The sequence below is a fragment of the Brevibacterium spongiae genome (genome assembly GCF_026168515.1).
In the GTDB taxonomy this organism is placed as follows: Bacteria; Actinomycetota; Actinomycetes; order Actinomycetales; family Brevibacteriaceae; genus Brevibacterium; species Brevibacterium spongiae.
On the sequence record NZ_CP093443.1, the window covers coordinates 3,769,567 to 3,784,907 of the forward strand.

General features: G+C 65.5%; 10 protein-coding genes. 4 read left to right on the forward strand and 6 right to left on the reverse strand.

The features are described from left to right. Positions 1 to 1,749 (forward strand): ABC transporter permease, encoded by a 1,749-nt coding sequence (locus L1F31_RS16945; protein WP_265418392.1) that lies wholly within the window; start codon positions 1 to 3, stop codon positions 1,747 to 1,749. A 201-nt stretch (positions 1,750 to 1,950) separates the two neighbouring features. Further along, entirely contained in the window at positions 1,951 to 3,648 is a 1,698-nt protein-coding gene (locus tag L1F31_RS16950; protein WP_265418393.1) for an FAD/NAD(P)-binding protein, read from the forward strand. Positions 3,649 to 3,715: 67 nt separating this feature from the next. Here the strand turns inward: L1F31_RS16950 and L1F31_RS16955 are convergent, their stop codons facing one another. From L1F31_RS16955 to L1F31_RS16970, 4 genes are read right to left on the reverse strand one after another with little or no spacing between them, the layout of a single operon-like run. Then, on the reverse strand, positions 3,716 to 5,965 hold the full coding sequence (locus tag L1F31_RS16955) for a helix-turn-helix transcriptional regulator (RefSeq protein WP_265418394.1): 2,250 nt from the start codon (positions 5,963 to 5,965) through the stop codon (positions 3,716 to 3,718). Beyond that, a complete protein-coding gene (locus tag L1F31_RS16960; protein ID WP_265418395.1) occupies positions 5,962 to 6,966 on the reverse strand; it encodes an LCP family protein in 1,005 nt (334 codons plus the stop codon). Before L1F31_RS16960 ends, L1F31_RS16955 begins: the two co-directional genes overlap by 4 nt. After that, positions 6,963 to 8,093, reverse strand: a complete 1,131-nt coding sequence (locus tag L1F31_RS16965) for an aminotransferase class I/II-fold pyridoxal phosphate-dependent enzyme (RefSeq protein WP_265418396.1) — start codon at positions 8,091 to 8,093, stop codon at positions 6,963 to 6,965. Before L1F31_RS16965 ends, L1F31_RS16960 begins: the two co-directional genes overlap by 4 nt. Next, positions 8,093 to 10,063, reverse strand: coding sequence for an SDR family NAD(P)-dependent oxidoreductase (locus tag L1F31_RS16970; protein WP_265418397.1), 1,971 nt, complete (start codon positions 10,061 to 10,063; stop codon positions 8,093 to 8,095). The genes L1F31_RS16965 and L1F31_RS16970 overlap by 1 nt, the downstream gene beginning before the upstream one ends. 332 nt (positions 10,064 to 10,395) lie before the next feature. On the opposite strand from L1F31_RS16970, the gene L1F31_RS16975 reads away from it, so the two are divergent. Continuing rightward, positions 10,396 to 11,466, forward strand: a complete 1,071-nt coding sequence (locus tag L1F31_RS16975; RefSeq protein WP_265418398.1) for a glycosyltransferase — start codon at positions 10,396 to 10,398, stop codon at positions 11,464 to 11,466. Next, positions 11,456 to 12,511: a glycosyltransferase family 2 protein gene (locus tag L1F31_RS16980; protein WP_265418399.1), complete on the forward strand. Its 1,056-nt coding sequence runs from the start codon at positions 11,456 to 11,458 to the stop codon at positions 12,509 to 12,511. Before L1F31_RS16975 ends, L1F31_RS16980 begins: the two co-directional genes overlap by 11 nt. Positions 12,512 to 12,607: 96 nt before the next feature. Here L1F31_RS16980 and L1F31_RS16985 read toward each other — a convergent pair whose 3' ends face one another. Both L1F31_RS16985 and L1F31_RS16990 read right to left on the reverse strand, forming a co-directional pair. Next, positions 12,608 to 13,702 carry an EpsG family protein gene (locus L1F31_RS16985; protein WP_265418400.1) on the reverse strand — a complete coding sequence of 365 codons (1,095 nt, stop codon included), beginning with the start codon at positions 13,700 to 13,702 and terminating at the stop codon, positions 12,608 to 12,610. Further along, entirely contained in the window at positions 13,699 to 15,192 is a 1,494-nt protein-coding gene (locus L1F31_RS16990; RefSeq protein ID WP_265418401.1) for a tyrosine-protein kinase domain-containing protein, read from the reverse strand. Before L1F31_RS16990 ends, L1F31_RS16985 begins: the two co-directional genes overlap by 4 nt. Positions 15,193 to 15,341: the final 149 nt, after the last annotated feature.

The following is a 15,341-nucleotide window of genomic DNA, read 5'->3' on the forward strand; positions in this document are numbered from 1 at the left end:
ATGAATCTGCTGGCTGCGCACACAGAGGACGGGGATCGTCCCGACAGCGGCTCCGTCCGCGGCGGTGCCGCCGCGGCGCCGCGATCCGGGCGCCACCACGGTGCACATGAACGCGAACGGGGCGGCCGCCTCGGCGCGGGGAGCCTCACTGGGCTCGGCCATCTGCTGAGGTTCATGCTGCGGCGGGACCGCCTGTGGCTGCCGATCTGGGTGCTGTCGCTGGCCGCGCTCACCGCGTACTTCGCGAATGCGATCGCCGTGGTCATGGACGCGGAATCGCTGCAGGCGATGGCGGTGTTCGCGAAGAACCCGGTCATGGTGCTCATCACGGGGCCGGAGTTCGGCGACGATGCGATGACGGTGCCGCGGTTCGTCGTCGGCAAGTACGGGGTCTTCCTCATGATCGGGGCGGCCCTGATGTCGATCCTCACGGTCTCCCGGCACACCCGGGCCGAGGTGGAGACGGGCCGGGCCGAGCTCATCCGCGCCGGGGTGACCGGGCGGCACACCCAGCTCATCGCGGCCCTGCTCCTCACCGTCATCATGAACGTCCTGCTCAGCGCCGGTATGGCCGCAGCATTCCAGTTCTCACAGGCCGAACCCGATCCGCTGACGTCGACCCTCCTGTTCGCGGTCAGCGTCGGCGTCGTGGGCTGCGTCTTCGCCGCGATCACCGCGGTGACGGTGCAGCTGAGCGCCTTCGCCAGGGCCGCCTCGTCGATGGCCGGTGCGGTGCTCGGGCTCAGCTTCGTCCTCCGCGGGATCGGCGATATGTCCGACGTCTCCGGGGGCGGTCTCGCTTGGCTGTCGTGGCTCTCTCCCCTGGGGTGGTCGCAGCAGACTGCGGCGTTCACGCTCGATCGGTGGTGGCCGCTGCTGTACTCGGCCGGACTGTTCGCGGTCCTCGTCGTCGCTGCCCTGCTCCTGCAGTCGCGGCGCGACCTCGGTGCGGGCATCGTCGCCGAACGCCTCGGGCGAGCGCATGCGCGGCGCGGACTGTCGACTCCGCTGCGGTTGGCGCTCCGGCTTCAGTCGACGAACCTCGCGTGGTGGTCGGTGAGCATGCTCGTCATGGGCGCGGTGTTCGGCTCATTCACCGGAGCGATGGACGCCGATGCGGCCGCGATGCCGCCGGAGATCATTGCGATCATGGGCGGTCGTGCGGGCATCGTCGACGGCTACCTCGGATACATGGCGCTCTACTTCGCGATCATCGTCGCCGCCTATGCGATCATCGCCGCGGGCGGGCTGCGGACCGAGGAGACCGCGTTCCACACGGAACCCGTGCTCGCGACCGCAGTGTCCCGCACCGGCTGGTTGGCCTCATGGGCTGTGGTGACGCTGTTCGGTGCGTCCTGGCTCATGGCCGTGGCCGGGTTCGGCGAGGGTCTCGGTGCGGCGGTGTCGATGGACGACTGGTCCCTGCTGTGGCCGACGGTCCTCGGGCATCTCGCGCAGGCGCCCGCCCTGTGGGCTCTGCTCGGCTTTGCGTACCTGCTCTACGGCTTCGCCCCACGGCTGATGAGCCTGAGCTGGGTCGTCTTCGCCGCCTCGGCGGTGCTCGCGCTCTTCGGCCAGCTGCTCAAACTCGACGACGCCGTGCTCGACCTGTCGCTGTTCACCCATATCGGCCAATACCCGGCGCAGGATCTGTCCGCCGAGGCGGTGCTGTGGTTCGTGGGGATCACTGCGGTTCTCATCGCGGTGGGGATGATCGGGTTCAGGAGAAGGGACCTCGCGACGGCGTGAGGAGGTGCCGTGAGCGTGGGGTGAAGTCACGATCCGAGCGGAGAATCGAAATGGGTTCGTCACCCGGAATGACTCCGCGAAGAACTACGCTGAAAAGTGCTCGGGCCGTCGTCGACGGCTTCTCCCCCGTCGCATGAAGTCCCCCGGCATGTGCCCAGTCGCATGGACTCTGCCGACCGCACCCCGCAGAGGAGGCGTCCCATGATGAGCAGCGCTGTCCCGTACGAGACAGACATTGCGATCCTCGGCTCCGGTGCGTCCGGATCCCACGGTCTCCTGGAGGTCCTCACACGACTGTGCGACAAACAGACGTCACTGCTCGCGCCCGTGCGCATCACTGTCATCGAGCGTGACCGGCAGTTCCACTCGGGTCTGCCCTACGGGCACCGCTCAGGACGTTCATCGCTGCTGATCTCGGACCTCGAGCATTTTCTCCCCGATCGCGAGCGCAGCGATTTCATCGACTGGCTGGAGGATCGGCGAGAGGACATGCTGCGGTGGGCCGCGACCGGCGATGCTCCCGCGTCCCCTCTCGCCGAAGCTGTCGAAATCGACTGGATCCTCCGCCACGAGCAGGACATCCGGCACAGCCGTTGGGAGGGCCTCTACCTTCCCCGGCGTCTCTATGGTCAGCATCTTGCCGAGCTCGTCACCGACGCCGTCGCGAGGGCCCGCGATGTCGCCTCGGTCGACTTCGTCCACGGAGACATCGACGAGATCACGCACCCTGCCGAGGGCGGGGTCCGCCTGCGTGAGCGCAGCGGCGACGGCGGGACCGGATTCGAGCTGCACGCTTACTCCCTGCTCCTGGCCATCGGATCGCCTCCGGTCAAGGAGCTCACCGTGTACGGCGGCGAACGCAGCGCCGTGTCCGACGGTGGGCTGCGCGCGGTGTCCGACGGGGACGACCTGGACTCGGGCATCATCGGCGACCTCCACGAACCGAGCCTCGAGCATGTGATCGAGCGGACCTGGGCGCGGCTCGAGTCCCTGCCGGAGGATCAGCGCGACATCCTCCTCGTCGGCGGCAACGCCGATGCCCTGGAGTTCATCCTCGCCTCCCACCGTCTCCGGCGGGCCACTGCCGCTCGATTGCACATTCTGTGTTCCCGCGGACGACCGCACTACTGGCATCATGATCGTCCGGGAGAGACCGCATCGACGCCGCACCTCGACCGGCTGTTCGCCTCCGCCGAGGAGGGTGTTCCGCTGCGCGCACAGGACCTCAGCCGCACGGTCACAGAGGAGCTCAAGGCCGCGATCCGCAAGGGCAACGTCAATTCGACGATCGCCGTGCTCATCGGCGCAGTCGGCTCTTCTCTCGCCTACATGGACGACTACGAGCGGTACTCGATGGCCACCGAGCATGGTCTGATCATCAACGACGTGCTGCGCCGCGCAGGCGGCGACTCTCTCGACCTCCTCATCGAGGGCATCGATGACGGCACCATCGATTTCGTCACCGGGCGCTTCCGCGATGCGCGGATCGCTGCGGACCGGGTGCACGTCACGGTGGATCTGCCGACGGGCTCGACTCGAGCGGCAGGTTCCTCGGCGAACTCCCCGGGCCGAGACTATGCGGTCGTCGTCAATGGAACAGGGTTCGAACGGGTGTCCGACACCCGATCCGCGCTGCTGAGACAGATGCTCGGTTCCGGTCTCGCCCGTGCCTCCGCGTCACGGACCGGTCTCGTCCTGGACTCGTCGTTCCGGGCCGCCTCGGGGATCTTCGTCCTCGGGCCGCTCATCGCCGGCCACACTCAGGGTCGCGCCGCGTACTGGCACATCGAGAGCGTGATCAGAATCCTCTCTCTGGCCGGCCAGGTCGCCGACAAGCTCGTCGCCGGCCTGCTCGATCGACAGACAGTGGAGACGCGTATGCGGATCCCCACACGGTGACCGGGCAGCAACCAGTCGGCAGTCGAGAAGCGGTCGGGAAGCGCCCAGGCGGCAGTCGGTGCCTCGGCTACGCACCGCCGGCATCAAGGTAGCCGAGACTGCGGGCTCGCGCGACCGCCGCGTCCCTGCTGTTGACTCCGAGCTTGCGGTAGAGGGACGAGAGATTGTTCTTGACCGTGCCCTGAACCAACATGAGGTCGCGGGCGATGTCCGCAACGCTGGCTCCGCGTTCGAGACTTTCGAGCAGCACCATCTCGCGGTGGCCGAGCGTCGGGAAGTCCACGACACCGACCACGGCCGCACCGAGCTCGCCCAACCGCGTGATCAGGGATTCCGGCGCGCCCCCGCTGCTGAGGTCGCCGCCGCTCACCGGTGAGGCGATCCGCGCGATCTTCTGCCACACCAGGCGGTCCGCACTGGCGCGGAGGAGCTCACGTCGTTCGATGATGGGCATCTGCACCACCGGCAGCAGCGAACCCACAAGCACCGAGAGCTCCAGCAGTTCCGCGAAGGAGTTCAGCGCCTCCTCCCTGTCGCCGAGGCGCAGCAGCGCCGCAGCCTTGATGCCCGTGAGCTCGGCTCTGTCCCGAGTGCAGATGTGGTTCTCGTAGTACTGCGCCTCGGCGATCCTCACAGCCGCGCCGTTGCGTCCTGCGGCCAGTTCGCCGCGGGCCTGGAGCACCTGCCCGATGCCGTAGGGTCCGGTGATCGACTCCAGCAGAGTCTCTGCCCGGTGCAGCTGTCCGAGGCTGATGAGCATGCCGATGCGTGAGGCGGCCAGCGACTCGATCCGTCTGTCGGTCGCTGCTGCCCGGTGAGCATGCACTTCGATGGACTCTTCCGACCTCAGCAGGGCAGAGCGCGTGGTCGCGGTCAGCTGAAAGAGCTTTCGCTCGATGATCGGCACGTGGTACCACAGCTCACCCATGTCCGGATAGTCGCGCATCCGACGCACCACGGCGTCGACGTCCGCCAGGTTCAGGGCGTCGAGACTGCGGTAGGCCTGGACGACGAGGGCTGCCGGCCGGAAGGTCTGCTCCTGCACGAACGGCGGGTCGTCGAACAGTGCGAATTCAGCGAGTTCGGCATCGGCACGCTCTTGGTCTCCCGCGAGATACGATGCCAATGCCGACCACGCGATGACGGCCGGCGGCAGGAAGTCGCCGGGCGCCGCCTCCGCCTTCACCTCGTCCTCGATCGAGCGCAGCAGTGCCAACGCACGACCGGGTTCCTCGGCCAGCACGCTGTGGATCGATGCCTGCAGACGGACGACTCGGTGGGAGCGCCGAGCCACTCCCCCGGCGATCCAGGAGGCACCCGATTCGGCTGCGGTGCGATGCTCGCCCGCGCCGCCGAGTCGTGCCATTTCGTTCATCACTGTATGGAATCTCATGGAAGTTCCGATCTCCTCGATGGGTGGGGACTCGTCCTCCGAGTCACCTTGATCCGGCTGGACCGCGTATTTGGTGTGTGATGCCCCTGGGGCGGTGAGGCGAGCCACGCAGATGCGGGCAGAGTCTGGGCTGCCCTCCCCGGGACCGAAGCTGAGCAGAGTCTCTTGGACCATGGTCGCCACCGTCGTGATCTCTTCGAGTTCCGGAACAGCGCGCAGCGCCGATGCCGGCAGACGGGCGAATGTCGCAATGCCGGACCGGGGAAAGAGGTAGAAGAGCGGATATCCGCAGGTGAGGAATATCCGATCGAGCAGCCTCCAGCGGCGTGTCCTGCGCGCCAGGACAAGCGCATTGTCCAGCAGCAGAGAGTCCGGAGTCCCCACCAGCTCCACTTGTGCGGTGAGAGACTCGGCAAGAGCGCTTTCCGCTGTCGCGCTTTCGCCATTCGGCGTGCTCTCGGCAAGCGCTCTGCGGGCCCAGGCCGCGACGAGGACGGGCACGTGCCACGGAGTGCCCGCAGCACCGGAAGTCACAGCCCCGGAGATCTGCAGGCGCAGAAGCACCGTGGGAACATCGGCCCGCAGATGCTCCGGCCACTGCTCGAAGGCCACTTCCAGAGCGACCGCGGCCATATCGTCGTCGAATCCCTCGAGCAGCGACAGCACCCCGAGCGCACGCTGATCCGCGGGTGAGAGCGACAGTGAGAACTCGTCCGAGTGCGCTACGACGAAATCCGCCAGAGCTGCGGAGCTCACGAGTTCACTCAGCGCCCGGCCGCTGGACTCGACGGCATCGACGGCCGCTCTGGCGAACGACACCCAGCCGCCGCTGGCGGACTGCAGCGCCGCAGCCTCGTCCTCCGCGAGATCGAACTGGTCCTGCAGCTGGGCTGCGGTCAGTCGCCGTGCGGCTTGGTCGATCATCGGCGTCGCACCGTCGCTTCGGCGGCGAAGTCGTCGACGGAATCGTCAGCGATCGATCGTTTCAACTCCTCCAGGTCATATCCATCCGCGCGCAGCTGACCTTGGTCGCCGCCCCTGGAGTCGTCGCCTGTGATGTCGTCGCCTGCAGCAGGCAGGGTGATGAAGTCGATATCGTCCTCACCGATCGCCCCCAGCTGCGAGCCGAACTTCACCAGCGTGCTGGCGTCGAATCCCGAATCCACGCTCAGATACGGGCTGAGCTCTCTGACGGCCGCGGACAGTTTCAGGGGGTCGGACAGGTGGCCCGTCGAGACCAGTTGGGAACCGGCGGCACGAATGAATTCCTGGCGGTTGTGGATCCGCTGCAGCGTCCCGTCCGGGAACGCACCGTGTCCGCTGAAGAAGGCGAGAGCGGAGGAGCTGTCGAGCAGGTTCAGCCCCGAGGTGAAGGCGTGCCCCTCGGACTCGAACGCCGCCGTCGACTCGACCTCGATTCCGCCGAGGAGGTCCACCATGGTGTCGAGCATGGTCAGATCGATGAGCACGACATGGTCGATTTCGGTTCCGAGGAGATTCGACACGGCTCGCACTCCCATCGGCAGGCCGAGAGAGACTGCGGCTCCGATCGTGTCGCGACCGCTTCCCGGCACGCTCACCGAGGTGTCATTCGGAATCGAGACGAGCTGGACTCCGCTGCGATCGGCGGGGATGTGGGCGAGCATGACGAGATCGGAATCGATCTCGTCGGCACCCGCAGCTCCCGTCTCGGTCTGCGGGTCCACTGTGCCGAAGAGGAGTATGTCGACGGGTGAGGAGCTTCGGGATGTCGGAGCTTCGGGCTGTGAGGCCAGCTGCTCGACCAGATCGGGATCGTCGATCGTCGTCACGCCTCTGTCCCAGGCCATCGCCAGGTACCCGTTGTAGGCACCGACTCCGGCTCCGAAGACGAGCAGTGCGACGACTGTGATCCCCGCGCACAGGACAGCAGTCCGCTTCCTCATACCGTGACCGCCTCTCCGATGGCGGCCGCGATCTCCGCCGCGACCGTGTTCCTGTCGTCCGTGGTCAGATCTGTGCTCGAGGGCAGCGCCAGACCGGTGCGATACAGCGCTTCGGCGCGTCCGGTGATATAGCGCAGATCGCAGCCGGCGTGGACGGGCTGCAGATGCATCGGCTTGAACACCGGACGTGTTTCGATTCCGCGCTGCAGCAGACTCTCTCCCAGGGTCCACGCATCCGTGCCCGAATCCGGGCCGACGATGAGCACACTCATCCAGCAGTTGCCGTCAGCGGCAGTGAGCAGGTCCAGGCCGGCCACGTGAGCCAGCGCTCGAGCATATCCCTGGTGGTGTTCGCGCTTCTTTGAAACGATCGCGTCGAGCCGGTCGAGCTGTGCGGTGCCCACAGCCGCGAGGAGGTTGGACAGGCGGTAGTTGTACCCCACCTCGGTGTGCTCATAGTGGAGCACCGGCTGCCTCGCCTGTGTGGAGAGGTAGCGTACCCGTTCTGCGGTCTCCAGGTCTGAGCACAGAACCGCTCCGCCGGACGACGTCGTGATGATCTTGTTGCCGTTGAAGGACAGTGCTGCAACGGCCCCGAACGATCCGGCGGGGGCCTCGCAGGTTCCGGCTCCCAACGACTCGGCAGCGTCGGAGACGACGACGGCGCCGTATGTTTCGGCGATGCGCACGATCCGCTGATAGTCGGCCGGAGTGCCGTAGAGGTCGACAGGCAGCACCGCCCGGATCGGTCGCTCCGAGGACAGCGCCTCAGAGCAGGCCACTTCGAGGACAGATGTGTCCATCAGTCCCGCCTCGTCACAGTCGATGAAGACCGGTTCAGCGCCCACATAGTGCACGGCGTTGACCGTCGCGGCGAAAGTGAGGGTCGGAACCGCCACTCGGTCGCCGGCTCCGATTCCCTGCGAGAGCAGCGCAAGGTGCAGCGCCGCAGTTCCGGAGCTCACCGCCACCGCATGCTTCCGGCCAGTGACAGCTGCCAGCCGCGACTCGAACTCGTCGAGCTGGGGCCCGGCCGGGGCCACCCAGCCCGACCGCAGTGCAGCGACGATCGCCTGTTCTTCCAGCACGCCCACGGAGGGCAGGCAGAGGGGAATCCGCATCTCCATCACGCCCGTCCCTGAGCGCTCAGCCCGAGGGCCTGAGTGCCGTGATCGACGTCGATGACGGGCAGCTCCCCGGAGTCCGTGACCGTCGATGCCGATGCGTCGACGCCGGGACCGTCCGCCGGCCCGGCGGTCGCAGTCGCGGTCGCAGTCGCCGACGGTGTTTCCGCAGCGTCGACCGTGATGAGGTAGCAGCTTCGGATGTCCTCGAGCGACGCTGCCGGTTCAGGCACCGAATCAGGATCCAGCGGAGGCACGTCGACGGTCCACGACACTCCGTTCGTCGAGGTGCGGTCAAGCTCTTCCGGAGAGAAGAGCTCTTCATTCAGCTTCTCCCCGACGCGCAGCCCTGTGTAGATGATCGGGCAGGTTCGTCCTGTCACCGCCATCAGCCGCTTCGCGAGATCGACGATGCGCACAGGTTCGCCCATGTCGAGCACCTGAGTCTGCCCGCTGCTGCCCAGAGCCGCGGCACGCAGGACCAGCAGGCATGCTTCGGGGATGGTCATGAAGAAGCGTGTGACATCGGGGTGCGTCACGGTCAGCGGTCCGCCGCGTCGAATCTGGTCGGCGAACGAGATGAGCACCGATCCGCGAGAGCCGAGGACGTTTCCGAACCGCACCGAGACGTAGGGAAGACCGGTTGCCGCGGCGAAGTGTGCAGTGAATCGCTCCGCGACGAACTTCGACCGTCCCAGCTCGCTGCTGGGATTCGCGGCCTTGTCCGTGGAGATGTTGACGAAGCGTCCCACACCGTGTTTCTGCGCTGCTCGCAGCACGTTGAGAGAACCGTGCACATTGGTCTTCCACCCTTCGGCGGGGTAGCTCTCGAGCATCGGCAGATGTTTGAGAGCGGCCGCGTGGACGACGATGTCCGGTTTGAGTTCGGCGAAGGCTCGGTCGAGAGCCTGAAAGTCGCGGATATCGGCGAGGACGAGATCCGGAGAATCCATCAGAGCTCGTCCCTCGAGGCTCATGCACAGCGCGTGCAGCTCGGACTCGTCGCGGTCGAGCATGATCAGCCGACTGGGGTTGTGCCGGGAGATGATCCGGCACAGTTCCGAGCCGATCGATCCGCCCGCACCGGTGACGAGGACGGTGCGTCCTTCGACGAGCCGAGAGATCTGCTCGCTCTCCGGCTCGGCCGCCGGTCTGCCGATGAGGTCGGTGACGTCGAGGTCGCGGATGTCGGAGATGCCGACGTCCGAAGAGAGCATGTCCAGCGGTGAGGGCACGGCACGGACCCAGATCTGCTCCGAGTCGAGACGCTGCACCAGTGATGCGAACACCTGTGCGGGAGCGTCGGAGATGCCGACGATCACACCGGCGGCGTCGGAGGCGGCGACCACCTCGGCGATGGAGGAGGTCGACCCTCGGACGGGAACGCCGTGGATGAGCTGTCGGAGCTTTCGGGGGTCGTCATCGACGATCGCGACGGGCCGGTACGGGCTGAGCGGGTCGGCCATCATCTGCGTGACGAGGGAGGCCCCGAGGTCTCCGGCGCCGACGATGACGACCGGCTCACCGGAGACCGGAATGAGGCGCAGCTGCCTGAGCACCCGGATGAGCTGTCGGCCGAAGACCATGAGCGCCTGCGCGAAGAGGAGCGCCAGCAGCAGCCAGGGGATGTCCTCGCGGTATTCGGCCACGATGCCCGCCAGAGAAGTGCCGGTGAAGAGGATGGCTGCGACCATTCCCTGATTGCGCAGCTCGTGATCGGAACCGAGCTGGTAGCGGTTCCGGTACAGCGAGAGCAGGTAGCCGAGAACCAGCTGACCGATGATCAGCATCGGCAGAAGCAGGAAGAACTCACCTCCCCAGACCCGCCCGAAGAGAGAGACGACGAGGAACCACGACACGATGAGGGCCGCTGCGTCCATGCAGGCGAGCCCGATTGAGCTGGAGTAGAGCCGGCGGCGCTGAGGCTCGCCGGGAGCTGGCAGGGGCGCTGGGAGTTCATTGAGAGTTTTCACGAAGCCCAGAGTTCCCCACCGAAATCTCGGTCACTAGGGGGTTGGCTCCGGACAGCTTCGTGTCATTACTCTGTCACGTTCGGGTCATCACTGGTACCCGATACTCAGCCACTCGGAGCGTTGCCGAAGGGAGCAGATGGTCGGGGCATCACTGCAGTTCAGAGCCGTTCAGACGCCCCTGCAGTCGGGTTGTGACGGTGAACCGCATCGCGTCTGCGGGAGTCCGTACTCCGCACCGCCTCGACGGCGATCCGCTGCTTGCGCCTCATAGTCTGAGAAGGTCGATCGCTGCGGATGTCGACCAGCGCGCAGACTCAAGGATGGGGCACAAAGTGAGAATCGGACTGTTGGCCAGCACAGGTGGGATGTTGGACTCCTTCTTCATCGAGATCGCGGAGTCATGGCGCTCGCACGGCCATGAGGTCAGCTTCGCAGCGGGAACGCCGATGGACGCGGCTCGGGCGACGGTGATCCCCGGGCTCTCCCGCCGTCCCGATCTGCGCATGCTCAGAGCGCTGTCCGGACTGCGTCGGTGGTCGGAGCGTGAGAGTCTCGACGTCATCGTCACCAACTCGGCGACCGCCTCGGCGCTGGTGAGACTGGCCGGCGGAACTGCCCCGGTCGTCTACTTCTGCCACGGTCTCCATTGGAATGAGACTCGCTCGATCGGAGATCGGGTCTGGCCGCTCATCGAACGCGCTCTGCTGCCGCGCACAGACGGCATCATCTCGTTGAACTCCGACGATCAGCGCTGGTTCGCCGCCCGATTCGCCGGCCGTCCGCACCTGCACCTGTCGGCAGGAGTCGGCCTCGATCTGCTCGACTATCCGGTGAGGCCGTTGCCGGAAGGCCCTCTCCGGCTCTGCTGGATCGGGGAGTTCTCCGACCGGAAACGCCCCCACCTTGCCCTCGACATCGCTGCTCACCTGCACAGCACCGGTCTGACCTTCCGCCTGGAGATGCTCGGAGACGGCGAGTTCCGCCCCGAGATCCGCGCAGAGATCGAGAGCCGGGGCCTGTCCGGAATCGTCACCGCGAACGGGACCGGCGATGCCGCGGCCGCTCTCGAGCGCAGCCATGCCTTGGTGCACACCTCGCAATGGGAGGGACTCCCCCGAGTCATGCTGGAGAGCCTGGCGATGGGATGTCCCAGCTATGCCTTCGATGTCAAAGGGGTGCGCGATATTCCGCTGGCACGTCTGACCGCCGATGGCGACACCGAGGCGCTGGCCGCCCGGATCTGCGCTGATTGGACGTCAGGTCGCCTGTTGGAGCCGATGTCCTTCGATCGCGGCGCCCTCGACTACTCGCATGCGGCCGATGGGATTCTTCGGTTCCTGCCGTCCCTCGTCGGGAACGGAGCTGACTCACCGGCGGCGGAGAGGCAACATCATGTCGAATGAGCTGATCTCGGTCATCGTCCCCGTCTACAACGGACAGCGCTACCTCGCGGACTGCCTGCGATCGGTGCTCAGACAGTGCCATGAGGAACTCGAACTCATCGTCGTCGATGACGGCTCCACCGATTCCACACCGGCGATCATCGAGGGTTTCGCCATGGCAGACGACCGCGTGGTGCGCCTTCTCGCCGACCACGGCGGGGCGTCGAGGGCGCGCAACGCCGCTCTCGACATCGCTCGCGGCGAATGGGTCATGTTCGTCGATGCCGATGACGAGATGCTCAGCCCCTGTCTGCTCACCGCCGTCGCCGGTGTCGACTGTTCAGGAGTCGATGTGGTCACGTTCGAGACCACCGGCGATCCGCTCGACCTCGCCGAGGCGCGCGATCGGGCGCTGGTTCCCCGGCATATGTGCGCGAGCGAGAGGGTCCGGAGCAGCCGCCCCCGGCGAGTGCTCGATCCCGACTATCTGGTCCCGCGGATCGCCGACGAATCACTCAACACCGTCTGGAACAAGGCCTACCGCCGTCGGACCCTCATGCGGTCCGGCGCGCGTTTTCCCGTCGGGATCAGCCTCGGTGAGGATCTGCTGTTCAACCTCGCGGTCGCTCGCGGGGCAGTCTCCGCGGTCCATCTGCCTCTGCTCGGGTACTACTACCGCCGGGACAACTCGGCATCGGTGACTCGACAGTTCCACCCCGGCAAACACGAGGAGCTGATGGGCGTCAACGATGCGCTCCAGGAATTCGCCTCCGAATTGGGTTCGGCCAGGCTGCGGGCCGCGGCTGGCTACATCAGGGCCAAGAACGCGGTGTCCTCGACCAGGGACCTCCATCATCTGGAGTGCCCCTTCACCCTGCGGAAGAAGCTGTCGACCGCCAGAGGGTACCGAGATTCGGCTCCGCATGTGAGCGTCGGCGGTTTGGGAACGGTGCAGCAGACCTTCGGGACCGCCTACAACCTCGTCGGCCACCGTTCGCTGTTCGCCCTCACATGGCTGTTGGCTGCGCAGGGACTCCGGAGACGAGCCGCAGTGCGGTCGGCCTGAGCCACGGCACGGACGGCCCCAGCCACGGCAACTGCGCCACGACGCCGCCAGGCTTGTCCCGGTCGGGCCGAGGCTCGCGCTCTCTCCTGGAGTGCTTCAGGCCTTGAGCACGTTGTCCATGAGGCCGATGTACTCGCTCCATCCAAGGAAGCCGGCCATGAGCGCCACGCTGCTCCACCCCTGCTTCCACCCTGTGAGGGAGAGTGCCGGCACTACCAGGACCAGTGGAACGATCGACCAGGAATATGCCGCCACTCTGTCGCTGTAGTAGACGAACCCCAGAGCCAGATAGTACGTGTTGAGCAGGACGAAGGCGTGGAACAGCTGGCCATACCACTCGGGCAGATTGTCGAACGTGCGCAATACGACATAGCCGAATACAACGACACAGAAACCGAGGACCCAGAAGTCCAATCGGTTCGTACCACCTGTGTAGAGATCGGCGTTTGCCGGGTCGGTATAGGTCTCGAGTTCTTCGGACGACGATGCGAACGGCGCCAGCAAGGTCGCGTTCAGCCCCGACAGGTACAGCAGCGAGAACAGCGCCCATACTGCGATGAGGAAGGCAGTCGGTGCTTTCGGCAGGAGGCGGACACCGAGGATGAACAGCGCCGCAGGAATGGCCGACCAGTGGAACAGAGACGCAATAGCCAAGAGCACGAGCATCTTCCACAGCCGCGTACGCCGGCACAGCGCGACGAGCCCGAGAATGATGAACGCCAATGACAGCCCCTGCCGCAGAAGGTAGCTCGAATAGCCGGTGAAGAAGCCGAAGCAGAAGGTGATGTAGTACACCAGCGTGACCTGCCACGCAGATCGCAGCAGCCACAGCAGCGCCGCAGCCATGATGGTCGACCCCAGCAGTGCGACGACGAAGAAATAGACCTTCGGATCGTGAGTGAACAGGCCGATGAGCCAGCTGAGGATGAGGAACGCCGGCTCGCGCCCTTCGGCAGTGTAGGTGTAGAAGATCTCATCAGCGGGGGCGAAGCTGAGGATCTGAAACTCCATCGAGTAGATCGCCTTATCGGAGATCTCGTAGTTGCTCACTGCCGCGACGATCGTGTTGATGAGCACGAGGGACACCAGCGGAAGAACCGCGTTGCTCCAATGCCTCAGCTTCGGGATTCTCCAGCTGAAAACCAACATGAGCACCCAGACCGTCGTCAGGGCGAACCAGATCGCGATCATGATCGGGAGAAGCCCTCGTCGGGAACCAACGGCATGGGCCTGGTCTCAGTACCGACTGCTTCCTCCCCGGATGCCCTCACCGAGGCGGACGATCGTTCTCGATCATCCGAGTATTCCGCCGCTTGCGGCTCATCCGGTACCACGGCGCGAATTCCGTAAGTTCTGTGCCGATCGACTTCCGCACTCGACATCTGCACTCGGTTGAGCACCAACCCGATCGGAGCCTCCAACTCATCGAGTGCTCGCACCGACTCTGCGACAGTCCTCGCTTTGACTTGTCCGGCTGCGGCGACGAGGAGCGTCCGACTGGCCAGTTTGGACAGGACGAGACCGTCAGCCACCGGCAGCAGCGGTGGACCGTCAATGATGACAAGGTCGAATCTCCCTGTAAGTTCGGCCACGAGTTCGGCCATCGCTCGCGTTTCGAGCAGCTCGGTGGGATTGGGCGGAATCTCACCAGCAGCCAATACGTGCAGATCGTCGTCGCCCCATGTCTGCAGCAGCTCATCGAGACCGAGTCCGCTGACCAAGGCGGTCGTCAGCCCTGCCGCGCCCTCAAGCCCCAGACGTGGCGCCACGGACGGTCGACGCAGATCGGCGTCGACGATGACGACGCTCTGTCCGGCGCGGGCACTGGCGACCGCCAGGTCGATCCCGATCGTCGTCTTGCCCTCACCCGGCCGTGAAGACGCGACCAGGAGCACCGTACTGTCTTCGTCGACATGCGCGAAGCGGAGGTTCGTGCGCAGCCGCAGAATGGATTCACCGCGGACTCCTCCGATCGCGGGCTCATCTCTGTTCGAGCGGTAGATGATTTCGCGATCTTCCGGTACAGCGGCCAACAGAGGTGCCGCGGTGACCGCCGTCAGATCAGTCTTCGTTCGTACGACGTTGTCGTAAGTTCCCCGTATCACCGCGATGGCGATTCCCGCCGCCAGGCCGAACAGAGCACCGATGGGAATGAACAGCCAACTCGGCAGTCCGTCAGGCCGCTGAGGCGACACAGCCTCGTTCGCTTCTATGAGATCGATGGCCGATGAATCGGTCTTCCCCGGATTCTCCAGCATGCTGATCCGCTCCGTCAGACTGCGGGAGACCGCTGTCGACAGTCGCGCGGCACTATCAGCATCACCGGCGCTGGCCTGGACTGTGATGAGCACTGTCTCCGGATCGCTGATCGCCTCTACCTGTGAGGCCAACTCCCCCGGAGTCGTATTGAGGTCGAGGTCGGTGATCACCGGCTCGAGGACGGATTCGGTGCCGACCATTCCCACGTAGGTCTGGATCCTCTCCTTGATGAAGTCGGAGGCCATGCGCATTTCGTACGGATCGCCCGAAGTCGGCACGGACACGAACAGTTCGGTCCGCGCAGAGTAGGAAGGCGGCAGAAGGGAATAGACCCCGAACCCGGCGGCTCCGCCGGCGAGCAGCATGACGATGAGCATAATGAGGTGACGGCGGAGAAGGCGAACGAGCTGTGGGATTTTCATCAGACGTCATTTTCGATCGGGCCGGAGAACCGGCAGGAGACGACATCGCAGCGATATTCGATGTCCAGGGTCGTGCTCACGCACTCAGCCTAGTGAGAACAGAACAGTTGTTAACGGGATTCGAGAGTCGCTACGGTTCTCCGCGCCGA

What these genes read in the sequence shown, in the direction of transcription:
- L1F31_RS16960 (WP_265418395.1), bottom strand. Translation starts at nt 6,966, where the DNA reads ATGAGGAAGCGGACTGCTGTCCTGTGCGCGGGGATCACAGTCGTCGCA.
- L1F31_RS16950 (WP_265418393.1), top strand. Translation starts at nt 1,951, where the DNA reads ATGATGAGCAGCGCTGTCCCGTACGAGACAGACATTGCGATCCTCGGC.
- L1F31_RS16955 (WP_265418394.1), bottom strand. Translation starts at nt 5,965, where the DNA reads ATGATCGACCAAGCCGCACGGCGACTGACCGCAGCCCAGCTGCAGGAC.
- L1F31_RS16945 (WP_265418392.1), top strand. Translation starts at nt 1, where the DNA reads ATGAATCTGCTGGCTGCGCACACAGAGGACGGGGATCGTCCCGACAGC.
- L1F31_RS16990 (WP_265418401.1), bottom strand. Translation starts at nt 15,192, where the DNA reads ATGAAAATCCCACAGCTCGTTCGCCTTCTCCGCCGTCACCTCATTATG.
- L1F31_RS16980 (WP_265418399.1), top strand. Translation starts at nt 11,456, where the DNA reads ATGTCGAATGAGCTGATCTCGGTCATCGTCCCCGTCTACAACGGACAG.
- L1F31_RS16965 (WP_265418396.1), bottom strand. Translation starts at nt 8,093, where the DNA reads ATGGAGATGCGGATTCCCCTCTGCCTGCCCTCCGTGGGCGTGCTGGAA.
- L1F31_RS16985 (WP_265418400.1), bottom strand. Translation starts at nt 13,702, where the DNA reads ATGATCGCGATCTGGTTCGCCCTGACGACGGTCTGGGTGCTCATGTTG.